This is a genomic window from Conyzicola nivalis (genome assembly GCF_014639655.1).
Taxonomy (GTDB): domain Bacteria; phylum Actinomycetota; class Actinomycetes; order Actinomycetales; family Microbacteriaceae; genus Conyzicola; species Conyzicola nivalis.
In genome coordinates this window covers 2,666,147-2,688,244 of record NZ_BMGB01000001.1, presented here as the reverse complement: position 1 = coordinate 2,688,244, position 22,098 = coordinate 2,666,147, and the positions used below count along the sequence as shown (strand labels likewise).

The window sequence follows — 22,098 nt, the reverse complement described above, 5'->3', positions numbered from 1 at the left end:
ATCGGGATTCAGTCCCCTACTTGAGGCCGGGAAGCTCTGCGGCTTTCCGAACCTTTGGGGTGACGAGTCATTACTCTACGTGCGCCACGCCACCTCGGCAAAGCACCACACATCCCGGGCGTGTCGCCCCGGACGTCCACGCCCCAGCCACCCGCAGTTAACCCGGCGGGGCGCCCGTCCGCGCCAACGAAATCTGCCAAATGAAGGAGAAACCGGAACCGAGTCACACGTCTACGCCGATCGGCGGGGGTGATCGGCCGGATCTCCTTCATTTGGCAGGGAGAGTAGAGCGAGAGCGGGCGCGGCGCGGGCCGCTAGAAGTCGAAGCCTCCGCCGAAGTCTCCGCCACCACCGAAGTCGCCGCCGCTCGAGTCGCTGCCGGCGTCTGCGCTGGCGTCCGAGCCTGAGTCGGCGCTGTCGGCCGACGCGTCCGAGGAAGAGTCGCCCGAGGCATCCGATGATCCATCGTCCATGGGCATAAAGGCGCTCACGAGGGCCGACCCGATGACGTACCCCGCAACCGTGCCGAGCAGGGAGCTCGCGACCATGCTGCCGAAGCCCATGCCGCCACCGCCGCCGCCGGACATCGATCGTTCCATGGTGCCGGGCTGCCGCAGTTCGGAGCGTGTGGCGGAGGTGGCCAGAGCAGCCGCGTCGCTCGACCTGGGCGCGTCGCCCTGGGGCGCGTTCTTGCTCAGCTCCGTGAACAGCAGCTCGCGCTGCTCAGGGGTGAGTTTGGAGAACGCCTCGCGGTGCACGCTCTCGATGGTCTCGGGCGGCGCCGTGCGCAACAGGTAGCGGTAACGCTCGACGGCGATCTCGTCGTCGGTGCGGCCGTCGCGACGTGCCGGCGGCTGCTGCTGGCGCTGCTGCTCGCTGTCGTCGCTGCTCGATCCGAACAGCCGGTCAAAGAAGCCCATGGGGTGTCCCTTCAGTCTGCAAAGCTCGTGCGCTACTTGGCAGCGCGTTCCGCTTCGAACTTGGCGCGTTCCTGCGCCTCGATCTCGTTGTAGACCTTGCGCTCCGTGCGGTCGGCTCTGAAGATCGACCGCATGACGAACCAGAAGATGAGTCCGATCAGAACGGTCGGTGCGAGGGAGTAGGCGGCATTCGCCCAGAAGTTTTCGAGCACGGGTACAGAGTACTTCGTCCGACTAGCGGACGACCGTGATCACTGCGATCACAATGATGATTCCCAGCAGGGCGGTGGTCATGAGGAGGCGGGAGGTGCGGCGGGTCACTGCTCAGCCCTTCGCGATGATGCCCATGATGCCGCTGATCAGCGTGTAGGCACCGACACAGCCGACGACGACCCAGATGGCGACGCGACCGAGCGACGTTTCCTTCTTCTTTTTTTCCTCGCCGGGAAGCTTCAGATCGCTCATGAGGCATGAGTTTACGCTTATCGCATGAGCAACCTCGAAAAGCAGCCGCCCGAGGTCGCGATCGCCTCCGGGCCGCCCGTCGTGGGCGCGGTCGAGATCCTCGAGCCGCGCGACGTGCCGCTCGGCGGTCCCCGCGCGATGACCGTGCGGCGTACGCTGCCCCAGCGCCACCGCTCGCTCATTGGCGCCTGGTGCTTCGTCGACCACTACGGCCCGGACCTCGTGGCCGACCGGGGCGGGATGGTCGTGCCGCCGCATCCGCACACCGGCCTGCAGACCGTCAGCTGGCTCTTCGCCGGCGAGATCGACCACCGCGACAGCGTGGGCAGCCACGCGCCGGTGCGCGTCGGCGAACTGAACCTGATGACGGCGGGAAGCGGGATCGCACACTCCGAGGTGTCGACGGATGCGACCACGGTTCTGCACGGCGCCCAGCTCTGGCTCGCTCTGCCCGACGCGGCCAGGCACACCGCACCCGCCTTCGAGCACTACGCCCCGCCCGCGGTCGAACTGCCCGGCGCCACCGTGCGCGTGTTCCTCGGGTCGCTTGTGGGCAGCACCTCCCCCGCGACCGCCTTCAGCGCGATCGTGGGCGCGCAGCTCGACCTGGCCCCCGACGCCGTCGTCGAGCTGCCGGTCGACGCCGACTTCGAGCACGGCGTGCTGCTCGACCGCGGTTCGCTCAGCGTCGACGGGGACGAGCTGCCGGCGGCCCACCTCGCGTACCGGGCGGCGGGTGCTCACACACTGAACCTCGTTGCCGGGCCCAGCGGCGCCCGCCTGCTGCTTATCGGCGGCCGCCCGTTCGGCGAGAGCATCGTCATGTGGTGGAACTTCATCGGCCGCACGCACGACGAGATCGTGCGCTTCCGCGAGGAGTGGCAGACGGATGTCATCGGTGGCGTCCGCGACGACGGCCGCTTCGGTGTCGTGGCCGGGTACCCGGGCAGGCCGTTGCCGGCGCCCGAATTGCCCGGAGTGCGGCTGAAGGCGCGCTCCTAAGGTCTCGATACGGCCGCGGGCGGCCTACTCGACCGGCAGGATTACTTGACGAGCGGGAAGAGGATCGTCTCACGGATTCCGAGACCCGTGATCGCCATGAGCAGGCGGTCGATGCCCATGCCCATTCCGCCCGACGGCGGCATGCCGTGCTCGAGGGCGCGCAGGAACTCCTCGTCGAGGCGCATGGCCTCGAGGTCGCCCTTGCTCGCGAGCAGCGCCTGCTCGACGAAACGCTCACGCTGCACGACCGGGTCGACGAGCTCGGAGTAGCCGGTCGCCAGCTCGAAGCCGCGGATGTAGAGGTCCCACTTCTCGACGACGCCCGCCTTGCTGCGGTGCGCGCGCACGAGCGGGCTGGTCTCGACGGGGAAATCCATCACGAACGTCGGGCGCACGAGCGAGTCCTTGACGAAGTGCTCCCACAGCTCCTCGACGTACTTGCCGTGATTCGCGAGGTGCACCTCGACGCCCTCCTTCTCGGCGAGCGCCGTGAGCTCGGCGAGCGGGGTCTCGGGCGTTATCGAAATGCCGGATGCCTCGGAAAGGGACTCGTACATCGAGATGCGATCCCAGTCGCCTCCGAGATCGAAAGCCGTGCCATCCGCCCACTGCACCGTCATCGACCCGCTCACGGCGACGGCCGCATTCTGGATCATCTCCTGCGTCAAGTCTGCGATCTGGTTGTAGTCGCCATACGCCTGGTAGGCCTCGAGCATCGCGAACTCGGGCGAGTGCGTGGAGTCGGCACCCTCGTTGCGGAAGTTGCGGTTGATCTCGAAGACGCGGTCGATGCCGCCGACGACGGCGCGCTTGAGGAAGAGTTCGGGCGCGATGCGCAGGAACAGCTCGGTGTCGAAGGCGTTGGAGTGCGTGACGAAGGGGCGGGCGGATGCACCGCCGTGCATCGTCTGCAGCATGGGGGTCTCGACCTCGAGGTAATCGTGCTTGGCGAAGGTGTCGCGCAGGCTGGCGTTGACCTTGGCGCGGGCCTGAACGACGAAACGGGCCTGCTCGCGCACGATGAGGTCGAGGTAGCGGCTGCGCACGCGGGCCTCGTCGCTGAGCTCCGAGTGCAGGTTGGGCAGCGGCAAGATCGCCTTGGCCGCGATCTGCCAGTCCTTGACCATGACCGACAGCTCGCCGCGGCGGCTCGAGATGACCTCGCCCGAGACGAAGACGTGGTCGCCGAGGTCGACGAGGTCCTTCCAGCGCTGCAGGGACTCCTCGCCCACTTCGCCGAGGCTCACCATGGCCTGGATGCGCTGCCCGTCGCCGGCCTGCAGGCTCGCGAAGCACAGCTTGCCGGTGTTGCGCGAGTGCACGACCCGGCCGGCGAGTCCGACGATCTCGCCCGTCGTGGCATCCGTCTCGAGGTTGGCGAAACGCTCGCGCACCTTCGCGATCGTCGTGGTGATCGGCACGGAGACCGGGTAGGCCTCACCCTCGGCCAGCAGCCGGTCGCGCTTGGCGAGCCTGACCTGCTTCTGCTCGCTCAGCTCTTCGTCGGAGAGCTCAGGGGCGGTGGGTTCGGCGGCGTGCTCGGTCAATGGGGTCTCCTGGCGCTGCGGTGGTCAACGCTCCATGGTAGCCGGGGCGCCGCCGGGCGGCTTCAGCCGCCGAGGTGGATGAGCTCGTTGTCGATCAGGCGGGTGTCGCCCACTCGCGCCGCGACGAGCACGCGCGCCTTGCCGCGGTAGTCGTCGTCGACCGGCAGGAACGTGGCCGGGTTCACGACGCTGAGGTAGTCGAGACGGACGAGGTGCTCGTCCATGAGCACCGACTGCGCAGCGGCGAGCACGGCGTCGATGCCGCGGTCGCCGCTCGACTGCGCCGCCTCGAGCGCGGTAGAGAGCGCCAGGGCGGCACGCTTCTCACGCTCGTCGAGGTAGCGGTTGCGGCTGGAAAGGGCGAGGCCGCTCTCCTCCCGCACGGTCTGCACGACCTCGACCGAGCTGGCGACGTTGAGGTCGGCGACCATGCGCTGCACGAGGAACACCTGCTGCGCGTCTTTCTGGCCGAAGAGCACGAACGCGGGACGCACGATGCCGAGCAGCTTCGCCACCACGGTGAGCATGCCGTCGAAGTGGCCGGGGCGCGAGCGTCCCTCGTAGAGGGTGCCGACCTGGCCGGCGGTGACCTTGGTCTCGCTCGACCCGCCCGGGTACATCTCGGCGACGCTCGGCGCGAAGACGAACTCGACGCCGGCGGCCTCGAGCTTCGCCAGGTCGTCGGCGAGGGTGCGCGGGTACTTGTCGAGGTCTTCGCTCGGGCCGAACTGCAGCGGGTTGACGAAGATGGAGACGACGACGGTCTCGGCGAGCTCGTTCGCGCGGGCGACGAGCGCGAGGTGACCGTCGTGCAGTGCGCCCATCGTGGGCACGAGGGCTACGGTGCGGCCCCGCAGCGCGGCTCGGAGTTCGGCGATCGTCTCGACGACGGTGACGGGCACGGTGGAACTCCTCGGTGCTGGGGGTGGCGGCCGAAACGGCCGACTACCGATGCTACTCGGGGCATCGGCGGCACGTAGCCTGAGGGGACAACGACGAGTATCTGCGGTGTTCTGGGACAACCGCGCACGGGCGCCGATGCGCACATGTCCCAGGACTGCGCAGACACCAGCGCAGCGGCCCGGTTATTCGAGGAAGCGCTCGGGCGGGGTCACGCCCTGCAGCGCGGTCTCCACCGACGAGCGGACGAGCGGGCCGAGGAACCGGCCCGGGGCGTCGAACCCGACTCCCGCGAGGATGCCGACCGCCTGGCCGACGATCGACGCGGAGAAGCTCGTGGCCGTCTCGATCGCCTCGGCGTAGGCGGCGCGGTCGGCCTCGGCGACGATGATCGGCTCGGCACCCATCTCGACGACGAGCGCCTGGCCGATCGGGTGCACGGGTGTGGGAGACGTGACCGCCGCGTAGCTCTCGCTGAGCCGCACGAGGTCGAGGCTGGTTCCGGTGAAGACCATGGCCGGATGCACCGCGAGGGGAATCACGCCGGCCGCGGTCGCGGGGGCGAGCACCGTGGTGCCGAATCCGGGGGCGGTGTGCAGCACGAGCTGCCCCGGTTGCCAGGCCCCGACCGCCGCGAGCCCCGCGACGAGCTGTTCGAGCTGGTCGCTCGGCACGGCGAGGATCACGAGCTCGCTGCGTTCGATGAGCGCGGGAATGTCGAGGATCGGCACGCCGGGCAGCATCGCCTCGGCGCGGTCGATGCTGTCTTGCGACGTCGCCGAGATGCCTACGATGGCGTGACCGGCGCCGGCGAGGGCCGCCCCGAGCACGGGACCCACCCGGCCGGCGCCGATGATGCCGACGCCGAGGCGTCCGGACGGGCCGCTCACGGTGCGACCTCGCCCGAGCGCCAGCGGTGACTCGTATCGGCGGACGACGAGGCGATCGCGGCATCCGCGACTTCTCTGAAAAAGAGCACCGCCTGCGCGCTGTCCACGGCGGAGAGCGCCGGCGAGATCGGGCCGGTTACGGTGTGCACCCGGAGGGAGGCGAGACGCAGCGACCGGAAAACCGGACCCTGGCTGATCGCGACGCTCTGCAATCGCGCCTCGGGCACGATGGTGAGCTGCCGCCAGACCGCGCCCTGGCGCAGCACGACGACGCCGGGCAGCGTGGCGAACCCGTTGCGGGGCTGTGAGAACCAGAGGTACCAGCGCGCGCGTTTCGGCGAGTTGACGAAGCCGTCGTCGCCACCCTTTGAACTCATGCCGCGCTCGAACAGCGCGACCGAATCGGCGTCGACGTGGTCGGGCAGCACGAGGGCCAGCACCTTGCGTACGTCGTCGAGGTTGCCGACGGGGAGGATCGTGGTGTTCGCCTGTCCGGCCGCGCCCTTGGCGGACGAGGTCGACGCGCGGTTCACCTTGATCTCCCACCAGCCCGCCGCGCGCCAGAGCAGCGGCTGGGTGACCTGGATCGAGTGGATGCGTCCGGGCGGGAGCGTCTCGTTGCTCGTCGAGAGCAGGCCGAAGCCGATGCGCACGCCGTCGGGGGTTCCGGCGATGCTGTACCGGAGCGACCGGGTGAAGCGCGTGATGTAGAAGCTGCCGGTGCCGATCAGGGTGGGCAGCACACCGATCAGGAAGAGGTACGACCCGGTGGCCGCGACGCCCCAGGCGATGCCGCCGATGAGCAGCAGCACGAAGACGCTGAACCCGCTGAGCAGCAGCGAGCCGATGAGCCTGCCGGTGTGCATCGCGACGACCGACTCCGGCGGGGCGAGGTCGGGGTCGAGCTCGGGCGCGAGCAGCTCGGAGACACGCTGGTCGATGAGGTGGGAGACGGCGGCGCCGCGCGAGATCGGCGTTCCTTCCGCGTCGAGCTGCACCTCCTGGGCGGCGACGACCCGCGTTCCCGAGGCCAGTCTCAGCACCTCGCGGCGCAGCTCGTCGGCGGCCTCGGAGCCGAGGTAGTCGAGCCTGATGTTCGCGTCCTGGCCGGCGACGTTCACCTCGAGGCGCGCGGCCCCGAAGATGCGGGCGAAGAGCGGGCGGGCGATGTTGATGCCCTGGATGCGGTCGAGCCGGCCCTTGCGGTTGCGGCGGAAGACGATGCCGCTGCGCACCTCCACCACCTCGTCGGTGATGCGGAACGTGTTCATGCGCCACGACAGGTAGTAGCCGACGACCACGAGCGCGAGGCCCACGAACAGCGCGAGCACGGCGAGCCAGAAGAACTCGCTCTCGTAGAGCCAGACGAGCGGTTCGCCGTTGCGGCCGTCGCCACCGAGGACCATATCGATCAGGATGTCGCGGATGTTGTAGAGCAGGAAGCCGATGACGGCGACGAAGGTGATGCCGCCGCGCAGCAGCGGGGTGAGCGGGTGGAGGTGGTGCCACTCCCCGTCGGTGAAACGGGTCACAGCCCGGCCCTTCGGCTCTCGGCCAGGGCGACGAGGCGGTCTCTCAACTCCTCGGCGTCTGCCTCGGGGAGGCCGGGGATGACGACGCCGGTCGCCGCCGCGGCGGTGACGAACTTGAGTTCGCTGAGGCCGAGCATGCGGTCGAGAGGCCCGCGGTTGATGTCGACGAGCTGCATGCGGCCGTAGGGGACGGCGACGAAACGCTGGTACAGGATGCCGCGGCGGAAGAGCACGTCGTCGTCGCGCAGCTGGTAGCCGATCGACCGCACCCGACGGGGCGTGAGCGCGATCGTGAACACGAACACCACGGCGAGGGCGGCGACGATCCACCAGAGCCAGTCGATCGAGACGAAGTAGGCGACGGCGGCGCCCGCCCCGACCATGATGAGCCCGAACACGATGTAGCCGACCACGTCGACGACGATGTAGCGGGGCGAGACCCGGCGCCAGGTCACTTCTGGCAGGTCGAGGCGATCGGTCACGCGTGGTCCTGACTGGCGGGGAGTTGGGTCGGATCGTCGTCGCTCGGGGGCAGGGTGCACATCTTCTCGGCGACGAGCCCGCCCACGAGCAGAACGAGCGCGGCGACCACGGTTGCGATCGCCAACGCGAGCGAGCTTACCGGCGGGATCACCGACCGGGTGAGAAGAAAGACCAGCACTGCCGTGGCGGCGCCGCCGAGCAGGGCGCCGGTGAGGCTCGACGCCTTGGCCAGCACGACCGCACGGGTGGCGTAGAACGGGTCGACCCGGGTCTTGGCCGTTCCCCGCACGACCCGGAATACGGGCCACGCGATCACTACGACGATGACGCCGATGAGCGCGAGGGGGGCGGCGAGCGTGACGGGCGGGATGAACGCGGCGCGGCCGCTCGCCACGAGGGCGGTCTCGAGGAACCAGCCGGCGGCGGCCCCGAACACGGTCATCAGCAGCAGAATGGTCGGGCGGGTGCGGGTCACAGCAGCGGCCTTGCGGGATAGGGGTGGACGGTGTCGGCCGCGGCGGGCAGCCGGTCGATGCAGCCCTGGTCGCCCAGCGTGGCGCCTGGGTCGATCTCGAGCCAGGGCACGAGCACGAACCCGCGTTCCCCGGCGCGGGGGTGCGGGAGGGTGAGCCGCTCGGTGGCGACACGCAGTCCGCCGAGGTCGACGATGTCGATGTCGAGCGTGCGGTCGCCCCAGCGCTCCTCGCGCACCCGGCCGTGGTCGTGCTCGATGCGGTTGAGCTCGGCCAGCAGGCTTTCCGGGTCGAGCGCCGTGCGGATCGCGACTACGGCGTTCAGGTAGGCGGGAGCCGCCTCGTCGACACCGTCGAGTTTCACGGCGGCGCTCTCGACGAGCGACGATGCCGCGACCACTTTCACCCCGTCGAGCCGGGCGATGTCGGCGACCGCCTCGCGGATCGTCGCCTCCCGGTCGCCGAGATTGCTACCGAGCGACAGTACGGCGGGCAGCTCGACCCGGAGGCGCTGCTGGCGGATCCCGGTCACGCGCGCGACCTCGTGATGGTCACGGCGACGTCGTCGAACGGCACGGTGATGGGCGCGCTCGGCTTGTGCACCGTCACGGTGACGAGCTGCGCCGCGCGGTGGGCGAGCACGACCTGCGCGATGCGTTCGGCGACCGTCTCGATGAGGTCGACGGGGTCGCGTTCGACCGCCCCGACGATCTCTTCGGCGAGTTCGCCGTAGTGGATGGTGAGACCGAGATCGTCGCCCGACGCCGCCGCGGCGAAGTCGAGCGACACGGTGACGTCGAGCACGAAGACCTGCCCGTCGCGGCGCTCGTTCTCGAAGACCCCGTGGAAAGCGGATGCCCGCAGCCCGGTCAGCGTGATCTGGTCGAGGGGGCGCGTCACTCGGTCGCTCCCTTCTCCCACGCGGTCCAGACGGCGAGGGCGGCCTTGGTCGTCTCGACGTCGTGCACGCGCACGCCCCAGACTCCGGCCTGCGCGGCGAGGGCGCCGATCACCGCGGTGGCGGGGTCGCGGTCGGTGGGCTCGGCATCGCCGGGCAGCAGATCGGCGAGGAAACGCTTACGCGACGCCCCGATGAGCACCGGGTAGCCGAGGCTCTCGAGCCGGTCGAGGTTGCCGAGGAGCTTCCAGTTGTGGGTGCTCGTCTTCGCGAAGCCCAGCCCTGGGTCGATGATGATGCGGCGCTCGTCGACGCCCCAGACGATGAGTTCCGCCACGCGGCGCTGCAGCTCGGTGCGCACGTCGCCGACGACCTCGTTGTAGGTGGCGAGATCGTTCATGTTCTGGCCGTGGCCGCGCCAGTGCGACACGATGTACTCGGTATCGAGCGCGGCGATGGTGCGGAACATCTCCTCGTCGGCCAGACCGCCCGACACGTCGTTGACGACCGCCGCACCGGCTTCCGCGGCGAGACGCGCGGTGGACGAATTGAGGGTGTCGATGCTGACCCGGATGCCACGGTCGCCGAGCTCCCGTACGACCGGCAGCACGCGCCGCTGCTCCTCGTCGGGGGAGACGCGCACCGCGCCCGGCCGGGTGGACTCGCCGCCCACGTCGATGATGTCTGCGCCCTGCTCGTGCATCGCGACGCCGTGCGCGATCGCGTCGTCGACGGAGTGGTACCGCCCGCCGTCGCTGAACGAGTCGGGTGTCACGTTGAGAATTCCCATGATGCGCGGGCGCGGTCGCGCCGTTCTGCGAACCAGGACCATGTCGTTACTCACGGATGCCGCCTCCGATCAGCGAAATGATCTCCGCTCGGGAACTAGTTTCGCTCAGGGTTCCGCGGCTCGCCAGAGTGACCGTCGAACTGGTGCTCTGGCGCGGGCCGCGGGTGGTCACGCACTGGTGTGCGGCATCGAGCACCACGAGCACGCCGAGAGGGTCGAGGCCGGTGTCGATCGCGTCGGCGATCTCCTCGCCGAGCCGCTCCTGTAGCTGGGGGCGGTCGGCCAGCGTCTCGACGACGTGCGCGAGAGAGCCGAGGCCGACGACCTTGCGGTCGGGAACGTAGGCGACATGGGCGGTGCCGATGAACGGCAGCAGGTGGTGTTCGCAGATCGATCGGAACCGGATGTCGCGCACGATAACGACCTCGCCGAGTTGGCCGGCCTCGAGGTCGACCGCTTCGGCCAGGTGGTCGAGCGGGTCGACCGCTAGGCCGGAGAAGAACTCGGCGTAGGCCGCGGCGACGCGTTTCGGTGTCGCCTGCAGCCCAGGACGGGTGACGTCTTCGCCGATGGCGGCAAGGATCTCGGCGACCGCCGCCTCAATGCGTCGGGTGTCGATGGCCATCGAGGGTCAGGCTGTCGCGATGCCGGGGGTCTTGCGCGGGCGCGGCGTGCGCTTCGGCGGAGCCGGCGGCTCCGAGTCGACGCCGCCGTCGACGACCTCGGGATCGATCGGCAGCTTCGAGGGCACCTCGACAGGCGGTCGGTCGGAGAGCGGTCGGTTCGCGCTGGACAACCACTGCGGCCGCTCCGGCAGCTTTTCGAGACCCTCGAAGATCTCGGCCAGCTGGTTGTGGTCGAGTGTCTCCTTCTCGAGCAGCTCGCTCGCAAGGCGGTCGAGAACGTCGCGGTTGGTATTGAGCACCTGCCACGCCTCGTCGTGGGCCTGTTCGATCAGAACACGCACCTCGGCGTCGATGACGCGAGCGATGTCATCCGAATAATCTCTGCTCGCGCCCATGTCGCGACCCAGGAAGGGCTCGCCGGCGGTGAGTCCGAGCTTGACCGAACCGACGACCGAGCTCATGCCGTACTCGGTGACCATGCGGCGCGCGATCGACGTTGCCTTCTCGATGTCGTTCGATGCGCCGGTGGTCGGGTCGTGGAAGACGATCTCTTCGGCGACGCGGCCGCCCATGGCGTAGGCGAGCTGGTCGAGCAGTTCGTTGCGCGTGACCGAGTACTTGTCTTCGAGCGGCAGCACCATCGTGTAGCCGAGGGCACGGCCGCGCGGGAGGATCGTGACCTTGGTCACGGGGTCGGTGTTGCGCATGCTCGCGGCGGCGAGGGCGTGGCCGCCCTCGTGGTACGCGGTGATGAGCTTCTCTTTGTCGTTCATCAGGCGGGTGCGGCGCTGCGGGCCGGCCATCACGCGGTCGACGGCCTCGTCGAGGGCGCGGTTGTCGATGAGCTGGGCGTTGCTGCGGGCAGTGAGCAGCGCGGCCTCGTTGAGCACGTTGGCGAGGTCGGCGCCGGTGAACCCGGGCGTCTTGCGCGCGAGCACCTCAAGGTCGACGCCCTTCGCGAGCGGCTTGCCCTTGCCGTGCACCTCGAGGATCTGGCGGCGTCCTTGGAGGTCGGGGGCGTCGACGCCGATCTGGCGGTCGAAGCGGCCCGGACGCAGCAGCGCGGGGTCGAGCACGTCGGGACGGTTGGTCGCGGCGATGAGGATGACGTTCGTCTTGACGTCGAAGCCGTCCATCTCGACGAGCAGCTGGTTGAGCGTCTGCTCGCGCTCGTCGTTTCCGCCGCCGACGCCGGCACCGCGGTGGCGGCCGACGGCGTCGATCTCGTCGATGAAGATGATGGCGGGCGAGTTGTCCTTGGCCTGCTGGAACAGGTCGCGAACTCGGCTCGCGCCGACGCCGACGAACATCTCGACGAAGTCGGAACCCGAGATCGTGTAGAACGGCACGCCGGCCTCGCCGGCGGTGGCGCGGGCGAGGAGGGTCTTACCGGTTCCGGGAGGGCCGTAGAGCAGGACGCCCTTGGGGATGCGAGCACCCACGGCGAGGAACTTGGCCGGGTCTTTCAGGAAGTCTTTGATCTCTTCGAGCTCTTCGATCGCCTCGTCTGCGCCGGCGACGTCGGCGAAGGTGACCTTGGGGCTCTCCTTGCCGACGAGCTTGGCCTTCGACTTGCCGAACTGCATGACCTTGGAGCCGCCGCCCTGCATACGCCCGATGAGGAAGTAGAAGATGACGCCGATGATGAGGAAGGGCAGCAGGATGCTGAGCAGCGACGCGAAGAAGTTCGTCTGCGGAACCTCGTCGGTGTAGTCCTTGATGTTGGCGGCGGTGACCGCCGCGACGACCTCGGGACCGCGCGGTGCGACATAATAGAACTGCACCTGCTTGCCCTGGTCACCGTCGGCCTTGGTGAGCGTGAGGTCGACGCGCTGTTCGCCGTCGACGATCTTCGCCGATTCGACGGTGCCGCCCTCGAGCAGCTCGAGGCCGTCCTTCACCGAGATCTCTTTGAAGCCGGAACCGGTCAGCAGGCTGGAGCCCACGATGACCGCGATGATGGCGACGACGATGTAGACGATCGGGCCGCGAAAAATGCGCTTGAAGTCCATGATGTTCCGGGCAGAGACGCCCAGCACCTTCCTGCTGAAGAAACGTAAGGTCAGGCTACTGCCTTGGCGCTGGGTGGCCGCTGCATGTTCGCCGAAGGCGGACCATCTGTGCATCGCCGTGGGCGCACGGTGCCTCTAGGCGTAGACGTGCGGCGCGAGCACCGCGATGCCGCGCAGGTTGCGGTACTGCTCGGCGAAGTCGAGGCCGTAGCCGACGACGAACGCGTTGGGGATCTGGAAGCCCTCGTACTTGACGTCGACCTGGACCTTGGCGGCCTCGGGCTTGCGCAGCAGCGCGCAGATCTCGACGGATGCCGCGCCCCTCGTCTCGAGGTTGCCGCGCAGCCAGGAAAGGGTGAGTCCCGAATCGATGATGTCTTCGACGATGAGCACGTGGCGGCCGTGCAGGTCGGTGTCGAGGTCCTTCAGAATGCGCACGACGCCCGAGGACTGGGTGCCCGAGCCGTAGGACGAGACCGCCATCCAGTCCATCTCGATGGGGATGGTGAGTTCGCGGGCCAGATCGGCCATGACCATCACGGCGCCGCGCAGCACACCGACCAGCAGCACCTTCTCGCCCGCGTAGTCCACTTCGATGCGGCGGGAGAGTTCGGCGATTTTCTCGTGGATCTCTTGCTCGGTGTAGAGAATCTCCGCGATATCGTTCTCGACGTCACTGAATTCCATGGTGGTTCCGTTCGTATCTAAGCCCGGGCCGCGCTGAAGACCAGCAGCCCATCGCGCCGTTCAACCCTAACGCCCGGCAGGTCGAGGGCGGCCTGGCCGTGCCAGTCGGTGACGAGCCTCGCCACCTCGAGGGTGTGCGCGCGGCTGAGCGAGACGTGGAACTCGCTCTGCACCGCGAGCCGGATCAGCCGCTGCCGCAGTGCGGGCGGGTTCGCCTCGAGCGCTCGTACCGGCAACGAGATGCCCGCCTCGGCGATGTCGGCCAGTTCCTCGGCGATTTCCTCGGCGAAGTGGTCGAGCGCGTCGGAGTCCTCGCGCAGCTGCTCGGCGGTGCGGGCGAGCGCCTCGGCGATGCCAGGGCCCAGCTCGCGCTCGAGCAGCGGCAGCACGCTCGTGCGCACGCGGACGCGGGTGAAGGCGTCGTCGCTGTTCTGCGGGTCGGTCCACGGGTCGAGTTCGGAGTCGACGCAGAACTGTTCGGTCTGAGAACGACGGATGCCCAGCAAGGGTCGCGAGTACAGTCCGGTTTGCGCCGCCATGCCCTGCAGGCTCGCCGCCCCGCTCCCGCGTGCGAGGCCGAGCAGCACGGTCTCGGCCTGGTCGTCGAGCGTGTGTCCGAGCAGGACCGTGGTGGCGCCGGTCTCGGCGGCGGCCGCCCGGAGCGCCTCGTAGCGTGCGACGCGGGCCGCCGCCTCCGGGCCCCCTGCGGTGCCGACGGCGACGGCGCGCACGAGAACCGGGTCGAGGCCGAGGGCGGCGGCCTGGCGGGCGGCGTTGGCCGCGACATCCGCGGAGCCTTCTTGCAGTCCGTGGTCGACGATGACGGCGCCTGCGCGCAGTCCCGCCCGCGGCGCCTCGAAGGCGGTCGCCGCGGCGAGGGCGAGCGAGTCGGGTCCGCCGCTCAGGGCGACGAGCACGAGCGCGGCTTGGCTGCCAAATGAAGGAGAAACCGCCCGCCCGTCACTCGTTTCTGCGGATGCAGGGCCCTCCGGCTCGAAATCTCCTTCATTTGGCAGGGAGGCGGGAGTCAGGGCGCCGCGCACCGCGCGCCGGAGGTCGGCGATGGCCGGGGTCAGTCTCGGGCGCGTTGGCTGCATCCAGTAACGTTATTCCAGCAATCAACAAACCAAGGAGCGCTAACCATGGCCGCCTACGATGCGATCATCGAAATTCCCAAGGGAAGCCGCAACAAATACGAGGTCGACCACAAGACGGGCCGGGTATACCTGGACCGCGTGCTCTTCACCGGTTTCGTCTACCCCACCGACTACGGATTCTTCGAGAACACGCTGGGCCTCGACGGAGACCCGGTCGACGTTCTCGTGCTGCTCGACTACCCGCTGTTCCCGGGCGTCGGCGTCTCGGTGCGCCCCGTCGCCGTCTTCAACATGACCGACGACGGCGGCTCCGACGCGAAGGTCATCGCGGTTCCGGCGACCGACCCGCGCTGGTCACACATCCAGGACCTGAACGACATCCCCGAGTTCACCCGCAAGGAGATCGAGCACTTCTTCGAGCACTACAAGGACCTGGAGCCCGGCAAGTGGGTTCGCACCGAAGGCTGGGGCGACGCCGCCGAGGCCGACGAGATCGTCAAGGCGGGCGTGGCGAAGCTCGCCGCCGAAGGGCACTAAGACACGTATCGCCGGTTGAGTGAGTCGCTCTGCGACCTACTCAACCGGCGATTTTCGCGTTAAGCGCTACTCGCCTCGGCGAGCTCAGCCGAGGGTCACTCCACGGTCGCGCATGTACGGCACGGGGTCGGTGGTGATACCGCCGATACGGACCTCGAAGTGCAGGTGACACCCGGTCGAGCCGCCGGTGGAGCCGACGTACGCGATGAGGTCGCCCGCGTTCACGGTCTGGCCTTTGCTCACGAGGGTGCCGCCGTTGACGATGTGTCCGTAGGCGGTATCCGTGCTGTTGCCGTGCGTGATGAGGATGAAGTTGCCGTAGCTGCCGTTCGGGGCGGCATAGGTGACCGTGCCAGCGTGGGCGGCGTAGATCGGCCGCCCGCATCCCGAGCTGATGTCGGTACCGGCGTGAAGACGCCAGACGTGGCTGACCGGGTTGAGGCGGTTGCCGTAACCGCTGGTGATTCCGCCGTACGTCGGCTTCGACCAGCCGCTCTGGTTGACGACGCCCGCGGGCGTGCCACTGCCGGCGCCTCCGCCGGCGGGCATTGCGGCAAGGGCGGCCGCTCGAGCCGCTGCGGCTTCGGCCGCGCGGCGTGCTGCCTCAGCGGCGCGCACGGCGACACCGGTGTTGTAGTCGGCCTCGGTCGCCATGCGGCGCTCGGTGAGAACGGTGAGCTGCGCGTTCAGCGTCGCCTCGTTCTCCTCCTGCTCAGTGACGGCCACGGCGGCCGCGTCGGCCGCGGCCTGCGCGGCCGCGGCAGCAGCCTCCGCCTCGAGCTTCAACTTCTCGAGCACGTCCTGCGCGATGTCGGCCTGGTCGGTGAGCGCCTGCGCGGTGTTCTGGTCGAGGACGGCCTTCTCGTAGATGCCGGCCGTCTGCTCGGTGAACTTGTCGGCCATGCCGTAGGAGTAGAGCATGTCGTCGGCCTTGGCGGCGTTGACGAGCAGGCCCGTGGTGACGTCTCCGTTGCCGGAGCGGTACTGCTGGGCGACGATCTCGCCGGCGCGCTGCTTCGACTGCGTGGCGAGGAGAGCCGCGTCATCCGCCTGCCCCTTCAATTTCTGCGCCTTGAGCGCCTGCTCCTGGAACGCCTGGTCGGCCTCCTGGTAGGCCTCGCCCAGACGGATCGCCTCGGCTTGCGTGCGCTCGACCTCTGCGCGCAACCCGGCGAGCACGTCTTGGATGCGCTTGATCTCGGAAACGGTGTTGGCTTCGCTCGAGCGCGCGTTCTTCACGTCGTCCCACGACGGGTAGTCGACGGCCTGCACCGGCTGCGCGTCGGTGGCGACGATCGAGCCGACGGTCGCCACGGTGAGTGCGAGCGCGATGGCGACGAGACGGTCTGAGCGTCGTCGCCGAGGCGTGCTGCGTGAAGTGGCTCGCTGTGGCCAGATGATCATTTTTCCCCGAATCGTGTTTCGGCGTCATTTATAACGCCCGTCACACTGTCAACTTCTCTAACAGTAACAAGAGCCACGTTTTGGCCGCATAGGGAAACCTCAGGTTTCACCCAGAACATTCAATGACCACTTGAACCTACATGCCGGATGTTTGCTCGCCGGAGTGCCCCGCCGGGCCGTGTCGAATGCCCCGGTTTGGTATTTGGCCGAGAGACCCGTATGCTTTTCCCTCGGTAGCTATGACGTTTTGTTTGCGCATGGCCCCATCGTTTAGTGGCCTAGGACGGCGCCCTTTCACGGCGTTAACACGGGTTCGAATCCCGTTGGGGTCACAAACACAAAATTAAATAGCATGGCCCTGTAGCGCAGTTGGTTAGCGCGCCGCCCTGTCACGGCGGAGGTCGCCGGTTCAAGTCCGGTCAGGGTCGCAAAGAATGGAAAGCCTCTTCGAAAGGAGGGGCTTTTCGTCTTATGAGGGGTTCGCCTCTCATGGCCCTGTAGCTCAGTTGGTAGAGCGCACGACTGAAAATCGTGAGGTCACCGGATCGACGCCGGTCGGGGCCACCACTAAACCTTCGGAACACCCTCGGGATTCCGGGGGTTTTTTACTTTCCCCGGTGGCGCGCGCGAATCACCCAGCCGACCGCCGAGACCAAGGGCACCACGACCGCGATCAGCGTGATCGGGTTGAAGTGGAAGCGGATTCCGTCGGGACCGCCGATGTAGGCCCCGATCGGGATCGAGTACCCGCCGCCACCGCCGCCGCTGCCTTCGCCTTTCCCGCGGGAACGGTGTCGCTCGCCGGCTGTTCGCCCGAGCCCTCGCCGGCGCCGAAGCCGAAGACGACGGCCGCCACGGGCAGGATGTCGTGCCCGTGGAGCGTCGCCTTTTCGCCGTACGACAGCTTCGAACCCCAGGCGGGAACCGAGTCAGTGAGTTTCTCGATGAGGTTCGTCATGCGACGACGGTACTGCCGATGGGAGCCGGCGCGGAAGACGGTCGGGTGCGGATGACACGTCTGCGAGAATCGGCTCCGTGAACGCGACGATCGAACTACTCGGTAAAGACTTCTGGGCGTGGCGCGAAGCCACCGTTTTCCGCAGCGCCGACGACATGCCGCGGATCGCGCACCCGCCGCTCTGGCTGCCGCGGTTCGACGCCGGGTCGGTGCGGGAACGCCGGACGGCGCTCACGGGTTTCGTCGACCGGTGGCGGGCGATCGACGCCTCGGAGGAGTCGGTGGCGGACAGGGTCGACCACCGCCTGATCGGCTCGGCCATCGCCCGCGTGCACTGGGAACTCGAGGTCACCCGCTCGTGGCAGCGCGACGCCGTATTCGCCGCGAGCCAGATTCTCGGCCCGTACTTCGACCTGCTGCTGCAGCCCGCCCCGTTCGACGCCGAGCGTCAGGCCGGCCTCGTGAACGTGCTGCGTGCCGTACCCGCGCAGGTGCTCGTCGCCCGGGCCAACCTCGAGGAACACGGCACCGCCGAGCTCGCCACGGTCGCCGCGGAGCTGCTCGGCTCGATCGAGAGCGACCTCGCCGCGTCGGTGGCGGCGCTCTCCCCCGACGTGAGCACCGAGACCGCCGCCGCCCTGGCCGCGGCCATCGACCCCGCAGCCGCCGCTCTCGCGGGGTTTGCCGCGTGGCTCGAGCACGAGGCACCCGCCATGCCGCGCCTCGCGCCGGTGGGGCGCGAGAGCTTCGAGTGGTACCTGCGGCACGTGGCGCTCATCGCGGCGTCGCCCGAGCAGCTGGTCGCGGCCGCCGAGCAGGAGTACTCCCACGCCGTGGCGTGGGAGCTCGCGTCACGCACGCGCCCGGCGGGGAGCACGCGGCCCGCCGCCACGAGCGACGAGCAGCACGCCACCGAGGCGCGGGACGAGACGGCGGTGCGGGAGTTCTACGAGAGCCGCGGCATCCTGAGCCAGGCGGGCCACGGGCACTACCTGACCGCCGAGATCCCCGCCTACCTGCGCGGCCTGACCTGGCTCGGCGTGCCGGACGATCTCACCGACGAGCACCGGCTCGGCGGCGACGGCACCTCGTACATGCCGGCGCCCGACTCCGACCTCGGCTACTTCTACGCGGCGAACGCGCTCGACCCGCGGCTCGGCATCGTGCACGAGGGGGCGCACTTCCAGCAGCTCGTCCGGGCGTGGGGGCACGAGCGTGTGATCCGCCGCCGCTACTACGACTCCGCCGCGAACGAGGGCATCGCGCACTACAACGAGGAGCTGATGATGCAGGCGGGCCTGTTCGACGGCGGCGACGCCTCGCTCACGATCGTGCACAATTTCGTGCGGCTGCGCGCGCTGCGGGTTGTCGTCGACGTGAACCTCGCGATCGGCGCGTACAGCTTCGCCGAGGCCGTCGACCAGTTCGTGCGGCGCGTTCCGATGGACGCGGGCACGGCGACCGAGGAGACGGCGATGTATCTCACCGGGCCCGGGCTGGCGATGGCCTACACGACCGGCAAGCTGCAGCTGCTGCGACTGCTGGCGGATGCGGCCGAACGGCCGGACTTCGACCTGCGGGCGTTCCACGATTCGGTGTGGAAGAACGGCAACCTGCCGTTCTCACTGCAGCGCTGGGAGCTGCTGGGCGACGACAGCGAGATCCGTGCGATCGACGCCGCCGGGGAGTGGCGGCTCGCGGACTAGCGCGCCGGGTCGCCGGGCGGGGTCGCGGCGTCGGGGCCCGGCGCCGTCGGCGGCACGATGCCCAACGCGGCCTTGATGCGCTCGGCGTCGTCGGGGCGGGCCCCGGCGGCGGCGAGGTTCGCATCGGTCACGGCCTTCAGCACCTCTTCGCGCTGGATCGCGATTCCGCGCGGCGCGTCGATACCGATCCGCACCCCGTCTCCCCGTGAGTCGAGGATGGTGACGACGATGTTGTCACCGATGAGAATGCGTTCTCCCGGTTTGCGAGTTAGAACGAGCATTTATTCAGCCTACCAACCGGTCTCGACCCAACCGACGGGCAGCCCGAGTTGCGCGACCGAATGAGGGGTGGATGTCTCGTCGGGGGACCAGCTCATCACCGCGGTGAGCGGCACGACATTGGCGACCGCGCGCACCCAGCGCACGGTGTCCTCCGGCTTGCGGCCGGCGTCGACGGCGACCCAGAACTGGTCGGCGTGCAGGCTCTCGAGATCGGTCACCGATCCGGCCGTCGGTCCGCGGCGCGGCAGGCCGAAGGCCATCACGACTCCTTCGCCGAGGCGCACGCCCTCGGCACGGGCCGCGATGGCTCCGCGCCGGTCGTCGATGCGCGGGATCTCGGGACGCTCGATGGTCCCGCCGATGCGCAGAACGGATGCGCCCATCCCCGCGGCGACCGTCTTCGCCACCGCGAGCGCGTCGTCGCCCAGGCCGATGAACACCACGAGGTCGCCGGCGCCGCGCAGCGGCAGCGGGCTCGGCGGGGCGGGCGGCGCGATGGCGGGTGTCGGCTGGGCGGTGTTCAACGTCAGGTCGGCGAGGATCGCCGCGAACCCTGGCGTGGAGGTCGAGACGTTCCACGACGGTTCGGCGGCGGGCGCCACCTCGTCGAAGTCGTCGGCGCGGTCGAGCAGCGCCGCGATTCCCGCCCTCGCCGGCAGGTCGAAGGAGTGGGCGTCGGTGGCCGTGCCGTCGGCGAGTTCCACCGTGGCGTGGAACTTGCGTGTGGCGAAGAAGCCCTGCAGTCCGCCGGTCGTGGTCACGGTCGTGGCGACCACGGCGGCATCCGGACCGTACTGGTCGAGAATGCGGGCGTTCAGATCCGCGACCGAGTCGGCCTCAACGTGATATCGACTCGGTGACACGCACGACCCCCACTGTTTCGATGTTCACGTTGGCGGCGGTGACCTCCTGGTAGGAGAGCACGGGCAGGCCGCCCGACTGCGCGGAGACGAGGCGCCGGATCGCGGGGCGCAGGGCCGGGGCGCAGACCAGGACCGCCGACTGGCCGGCGGCCTCGAGCTTGGCGACCGAGTCGCGCAGCGAGTCCAGTACGGCCTCGAGCGACTGCTGGGCCAGCAGGATCTGGGTGCCGGCCTCGGACGGCCGCAGCCCCTCGAGCATCGACTGCTCGAGCAGCGGGTCGATCATGATGACGCGCAACGTGCCGGCCTCGATGTAGTTCGCGGCGAGCGCCGGGCCGAGCGCGGTGCGGGCGGCCTCGATGAGCCCCTCGGGGTCGTTCGACACCTTGGCGCGCAGCGAGAGCGACTCGTAGATGCGCGGCAGGTCGTTGATGGGGATCTGCTCGTGCAGCAGCCCCTGCAGCACCCGCTGCACCTCGGCGAGGCTGAGCAGCGACGGCACGAGCTCGTCGACCGCGGCCGGGTTGACCTGCTTCACACCCTCGGTGAGCACCCGCACGTCTTCCCGGGTGAGCAGGCGGGCGGCGTTGGCGCTGATGATGGACGAGAGGTGCGTCACGACAACCGAGACGCGGTCGATCACCGTGGCGCCGAGCATCTCCGCGCTGTGACGCATCTCGGCGGGCACCCACTTGCCGCTGAGGCCGAACACGGGGTCGACCGTGGCCTGGCCGGGCAGGCTGTCGAGCGCGTCCCCGAGGGCCAGCACCTTGCCCTGCGGGGCGACACCGCGGCCCGCCTCCACGCCGGCGATGCGGATGACGTAGGTCGAGCTCGGCAGTTCCACGCTGTCGCGGGTGCGCACCGGTGGGACGACCACACCGAGGTCCATCGCGATCTTGCGCCGCAGGGCCCGCACGCGCGCCAGGAGATCGTCCGAGGCATCCGACACTATGTCGACCAGGTCGGAGGAGAGCAGGATCTCGAGGGCGTGCACGCGCATCTGCTCGATGAGCCCCTCGGTGGTGATCGGCGTCGTGACATTGGCCTCGTCGGTCTGCGCGTCCTCGAGTTGCTTGAGGTCGGCGGCCTTGTTGACCTTCACCCGGTAGGCGATGAAGAACAGTGCGGCGCCGACCAGCACGAACGGGATGAGCGGCATGCCGGGGATGAAGGCCATGCCCACCGCCGCGCCTCCCGCGATCATGAGCGCATTGCGCGACTGGGTGAGCTGGGTGGAGGCCGAACTGCCGAGGTCGCTCTCGGCGTTCGAGCGGGTGACGATGATGCCGGTCGCGACGGCCATGAGCAGGGCGGGGATCTGGGTGACCAGTCCGTCGCCGATGGTCAGCAGCGCGTAGGTGTTGAGCGCGTCGCCGATCTCCATTCCGCGCTGCAGCATGCCGATCGCGATGCCGCCCACGAGGTTGATGATGATGATGATGATGCCGGCGATCGCGTCGCCCTTGACGAACTTCGAGGCACCGTCCATGGCGCCGTAGAAGTCGGCCTCGGCCGAGACTTCGGCGCGCCGGGCGCGGGCCTGGTCGTCGGTGATGAGCCCGGCGTTGAGGTCGGCGTCGATGGCCATCTGCTTGCCGGGCATGGCGTCGAGGGTGAACCGCGCCCCGACCTCGGCCACGCGCTCGGCGCCCTTGGTGACCACCACGAACTGGATGACCACGAGGATGAGGAAGATGACGGCGCCGATGATGATCGAGCCGCCGACGGCGACGTGGCCGAACGCCGCGATCACCTCGCCGGCGAAGCCGTCGCCCAACACGAGACGGGTGGATGCCACGTTGAGACCGAGCCGGAACAGGGTCGCGACCAGCAGCAGCGAGGGGAACACGGAGAAGTCGAGCGGCTTCTGCACGAACATGGCCGTGAGCAGCGTGACGAGCGAGAGCATGATGCTGATGATCAGCAGGAAGTCGAGCACGCCGGCCGGCACGGGCACGACCAGCAGCAGGACGATGCCCACGACGCCGATCGGAACGGCGAGTTTCGCGAGGTTGCGGTTCAC

General features: G+C 69.0%; 24 protein-coding genes and 3 tRNA genes. 6 read left to right on the top strand and 21 right to left on the bottom strand.

Features of this window, described 5'->3' with window-relative positions; all coding sequences use genetic code 11:
* Positions 1-314 precede the first annotated feature (314 nt).
* The 3 genes from IEV96_RS13410 to IEV96_RS13400 all read right to left on the bottom strand — a co-directional run bounded on the left by IEV96_RS13410 (position 315) and on the right by IEV96_RS13400 (position 1,385).
* Entirely contained in the window at positions 315-920 is a 606-nt protein-coding gene (locus IEV96_RS13410; protein WP_188511052.1) for a hypothetical protein, read from the bottom strand.
* A gap of 32 nt (positions 921-952) precedes the next feature.
* The gene (locus IEV96_RS13405; protein ID WP_188511051.1) at positions 953-1,132 is read right to left on the bottom strand and encodes a hypothetical protein; all 180 of its coding nucleotides are present in this window, start codon (positions 1,130-1,132) and stop codon (positions 953-955) included.
* 112 nt (positions 1,133-1,244) lie between these two features.
* A complete protein-coding gene (locus tag IEV96_RS13400; RefSeq protein WP_188511050.1) occupies positions 1,245-1,385 on the bottom strand; it encodes a hypothetical protein in 141 nt (46 codons plus the stop codon).
* A gap of 24 nt (positions 1,386-1,409) precedes the next feature.
* Here IEV96_RS13400 and IEV96_RS13395 point away from each other — a divergent pair, with 24 nt between their 5' ends.
* On the top strand, positions 1,410-2,387 hold the full coding sequence (locus tag IEV96_RS13395; RefSeq protein ID WP_188511049.1) for a pirin family protein: 978 nt from the start codon (positions 1,410-1,412) through the stop codon (positions 2,385-2,387).
* Between the two features lie 41 nt (positions 2,388-2,428).
* Here the strand turns inward: IEV96_RS13395 and lysS are convergent, their stop codons facing one another.
* The 13 genes from lysS to tilS all read right to left on the bottom strand — a co-directional run bounded on the left by lysS (position 2,429) and on the right by tilS (position 14,322).
* Positions 2,429-3,934 carry a lysine--tRNA ligase gene (gene lysS / locus IEV96_RS13390; RefSeq protein WP_188511048.1) on the bottom strand — a complete coding sequence of 502 codons (1,506 nt, stop codon included), beginning with the start codon at positions 3,932-3,934 and terminating at the stop codon, positions 2,429-2,431.
* Positions 3,935-3,996: 62 nt separating this feature from the next.
* Entirely contained in the window at positions 3,997-4,836 is an 840-nt protein-coding gene (gene panC, locus IEV96_RS13385; RefSeq protein WP_188511047.1) for a pantoate--beta-alanine ligase, read from the bottom strand.
* A gap of 183 nt (positions 4,837-5,019) precedes the next feature.
* Complete coding sequence (locus IEV96_RS13380; RefSeq protein WP_188511046.1) at positions 5,020-5,724, bottom strand: Rossmann-like and DUF2520 domain-containing protein; 705 nt, start codon at positions 5,722-5,724, stop codon at positions 5,020-5,022.
* A complete protein-coding gene (locus tag IEV96_RS13375) occupies positions 5,721-7,256 on the bottom strand; it encodes a PH domain-containing protein (protein WP_188511045.1) in 1,536 nt (511 codons plus the stop codon). The genes IEV96_RS13380 and IEV96_RS13375 overlap by 4 nt, the downstream gene beginning before the upstream one ends.
* Entirely contained in the window at positions 7,253-7,738 is a 486-nt protein-coding gene (locus IEV96_RS13370; protein ID WP_188511044.1) for a PH domain-containing protein, read from the bottom strand. The genes IEV96_RS13375 and IEV96_RS13370 overlap by 4 nt, the downstream gene beginning before the upstream one ends.
* Positions 7,735-8,214 carry a DUF3180 domain-containing protein gene (locus IEV96_RS13365; RefSeq protein ID WP_188511043.1) on the bottom strand — a complete coding sequence of 160 codons (480 nt, stop codon included), beginning with the start codon at positions 8,212-8,214 and terminating at the stop codon, positions 7,735-7,737. Before IEV96_RS13365 ends, IEV96_RS13370 begins: the two co-directional genes overlap by 4 nt.
* The gene (gene folK, locus IEV96_RS13360) at positions 8,211-8,744 is read right to left on the bottom strand and encodes a 2-amino-4-hydroxy-6-hydroxymethyldihydropteridine diphosphokinase (RefSeq protein ID WP_229733321.1); all 534 of its coding nucleotides are present in this window, start codon (positions 8,742-8,744) and stop codon (positions 8,211-8,213) included. The genes IEV96_RS13365 and folK overlap by 4 nt, the downstream gene beginning before the upstream one ends.
* The gene (folB, locus tag IEV96_RS13355; protein ID WP_188511042.1) at positions 8,741-9,112 is read right to left on the bottom strand and encodes a dihydroneopterin aldolase; all 372 of its coding nucleotides are present in this window, start codon (positions 9,110-9,112) and stop codon (positions 8,741-8,743) included. Before folB ends, folK begins: the two co-directional genes overlap by 4 nt.
* Positions 9,109-9,954 carry a dihydropteroate synthase gene (folP, locus tag IEV96_RS13350; RefSeq protein WP_308419486.1) on the bottom strand — a complete coding sequence of 282 codons (846 nt, stop codon included), beginning with the start codon at positions 9,952-9,954 and terminating at the stop codon, positions 9,109-9,111. The genes folB and folP overlap by 4 nt, the downstream gene beginning before the upstream one ends.
* Entirely contained in the window at positions 9,947-10,525 is a 579-nt protein-coding gene (gene folE, locus IEV96_RS13345) for a GTP cyclohydrolase I FolE (RefSeq protein WP_188511041.1), read from the bottom strand. The genes folP and folE overlap by 8 nt, the downstream gene beginning before the upstream one ends.
* 6 nt (positions 10,526-10,531) lie before the next feature.
* A complete protein-coding gene (ftsH, locus tag IEV96_RS13340) occupies positions 10,532-12,538 on the bottom strand; it encodes an ATP-dependent zinc metalloprotease FtsH (protein ID WP_188511040.1) in 2,007 nt (668 codons plus the stop codon).
* A 135-nt stretch (positions 12,539-12,673) separates the two neighbouring features.
* A complete protein-coding gene (gene hpt, locus IEV96_RS13335) occupies positions 12,674-13,225 on the bottom strand; it encodes a hypoxanthine phosphoribosyltransferase (RefSeq protein WP_188511039.1) in 552 nt (183 codons plus the stop codon).
* 17 nt (positions 13,226-13,242) lie between these two features.
* Positions 13,243-14,322: a tRNA lysidine(34) synthetase TilS gene (tilS, locus tag IEV96_RS13330; RefSeq protein ID WP_188511038.1), complete on the bottom strand. Its 1,080-nt coding sequence runs from the start codon at positions 14,320-14,322 to the stop codon at positions 13,243-13,245.
* Positions 14,323-14,367: 45 nt separating this feature from the next.
* On the opposite strand from tilS, the gene IEV96_RS13325 reads away from it, so the two are divergent.
* The gene (locus IEV96_RS13325; RefSeq protein ID WP_188511037.1) at positions 14,368-14,859 is read left to right on the top strand and encodes an inorganic diphosphatase; all 492 of its coding nucleotides are present in this window, start codon (positions 14,368-14,370) and stop codon (positions 14,857-14,859) included.
* Positions 14,860-14,943: 84 nt separating this feature from the next.
* Here the strand turns inward: IEV96_RS13325 and IEV96_RS16805 are convergent, their stop codons facing one another.
* Positions 14,944-16,263, bottom strand: coding sequence for a M23 family metallopeptidase (locus IEV96_RS16805; RefSeq protein WP_188511036.1), 1,320 nt, complete (start codon positions 16,261-16,263; stop codon positions 14,944-14,946).
* A gap of 259 nt (positions 16,264-16,522) precedes the next feature.
* Between IEV96_RS16805 and IEV96_RS13315 the strand changes: the two genes are divergently transcribed.
* From IEV96_RS13315 to IEV96_RS13305, 3 genes are all read left to right on the top strand, one after another.
* Positions 16,523-16,595: transfer RNA gene (locus IEV96_RS13315), tRNA-Glu, on the top strand.
* A 22-nt stretch (positions 16,596-16,617) separates the two neighbouring features.
* A tRNA-Asp gene (locus IEV96_RS13310) sits at positions 16,618-16,691 on the top strand.
* Positions 16,692-16,754: 63 nt separating this feature from the next.
* Positions 16,755-16,830, top strand: a tRNA-Phe gene (locus IEV96_RS13305).
* Between the two features lie 106 nt (positions 16,831-16,936).
* On the opposite strand, the gene IEV96_RS13300 is transcribed toward IEV96_RS13305, so the two are convergent.
* Positions 16,937-17,221 (bottom strand): hypothetical protein, encoded by a 285-nt coding sequence (locus IEV96_RS13300; RefSeq protein WP_229733319.1) that lies wholly within the window; start codon positions 17,219-17,221, stop codon positions 16,937-16,939.
* A 77-nt stretch (positions 17,222-17,298) separates the two neighbouring features.
* On the opposite strand from IEV96_RS13300, the gene IEV96_RS13295 reads away from it, so the two are divergent.
* Complete coding sequence (locus IEV96_RS13295) at positions 17,299-18,927, top strand: DUF885 family protein (protein WP_188511035.1); 1,629 nt, start codon at positions 17,299-17,301, stop codon at positions 18,925-18,927.
* Here the strand turns inward: IEV96_RS13295 and IEV96_RS13290 are convergent.
* The 3 genes from IEV96_RS13290 to IEV96_RS13280 are packed head-to-tail and all read right to left on the bottom strand — an operon-like array spanning position 18,924 to position 22,098.
* Entirely contained in the window at positions 18,924-19,208 is a 285-nt protein-coding gene (locus tag IEV96_RS13290; RefSeq protein ID WP_188511034.1) for a carbon storage regulator, read from the bottom strand. The two genes, IEV96_RS13295 and IEV96_RS13290, sit on opposite strands and share 4 nt — an antisense overlap.
* A gap of 9 nt (positions 19,209-19,217) precedes the next feature.
* Positions 19,218-20,072 (bottom strand): hypothetical protein, encoded by an 855-nt coding sequence (locus tag IEV96_RS13285; RefSeq protein ID WP_229733317.1) that lies wholly within the window; start codon positions 20,070-20,072, stop codon positions 19,218-19,220.
* Positions 20,047-22,098: a flagellar biosynthesis protein FlhA gene (locus IEV96_RS13280; RefSeq protein ID WP_188511033.1), complete on the bottom strand. Its 2,052-nt coding sequence runs from the start codon at positions 22,096-22,098 to the stop codon at positions 20,047-20,049. Before IEV96_RS13280 ends, IEV96_RS13285 begins: the two co-directional genes overlap by 26 nt.

What these genes read in the sequence shown, in the direction of transcription:
- IEV96_RS13410 (WP_188511052.1), bottom strand. Translation starts at nt 920, where the DNA reads ATGGGCTTCTTTGACCGGCTGTTCGGATCGAGCAGCGACGACAGCGAG.
- IEV96_RS13400 (WP_188511050.1), bottom strand. Translation starts at nt 1,385, where the DNA reads ATGAGCGATCTGAAGCTTCCCGGCGAGGAAAAAAAGAAGAAGGAAACG.
- IEV96_RS13395 (WP_188511049.1), top strand. Translation starts at nt 1,410, where the DNA reads ATGAGCAACCTCGAAAAGCAGCCGCCCGAGGTCGCGATCGCCTCCGGG.
- folE (WP_188511041.1), bottom strand. Translation starts at nt 10,525, where the DNA reads ATGGCCATCGACACCCGACGCATTGAGGCGGCGGTCGCCGAGATCCTT.
- ftsH (WP_188511040.1), bottom strand. Translation starts at nt 12,538, where the DNA reads ATGGACTTCAAGCGCATTTTTCGCGGCCCGATCGTCTACATCGTCGTC.
- hpt (WP_188511039.1), bottom strand. Translation starts at nt 13,225, where the DNA reads ATGGAATTCAGTGACGTCGAGAACGATATCGCGGAGATTCTCTACACC.
- tilS (WP_188511038.1), bottom strand. Translation starts at nt 14,322, where the DNA reads ATGCAGCCAACGCGCCCGAGACTGACCCCGGCCATCGCCGACCTCCGG.
- IEV96_RS13325 (WP_188511037.1), top strand. Translation starts at nt 14,368, where the DNA reads ATGGCCGCCTACGATGCGATCATCGAAATTCCCAAGGGAAGCCGCAAC.
- IEV96_RS16805 (WP_188511036.1), bottom strand. Translation starts at nt 16,263, where the DNA reads ATGATCATCTGGCCACAGCGAGCCACTTCACGCAGCACGCCTCGGCGA.
- IEV96_RS13300 (WP_229733319.1), bottom strand. Translation starts at nt 17,221, where the DNA reads ATGACGAACCTCATCGAGAAACTCACTGACTCGGTTCCCGCCTGGGGT.
- IEV96_RS13290 (WP_188511034.1), bottom strand. Translation starts at nt 19,208, where the DNA reads ATGCTCGTTCTAACTCGCAAACCGGGAGAACGCATTCTCATCGGTGAC.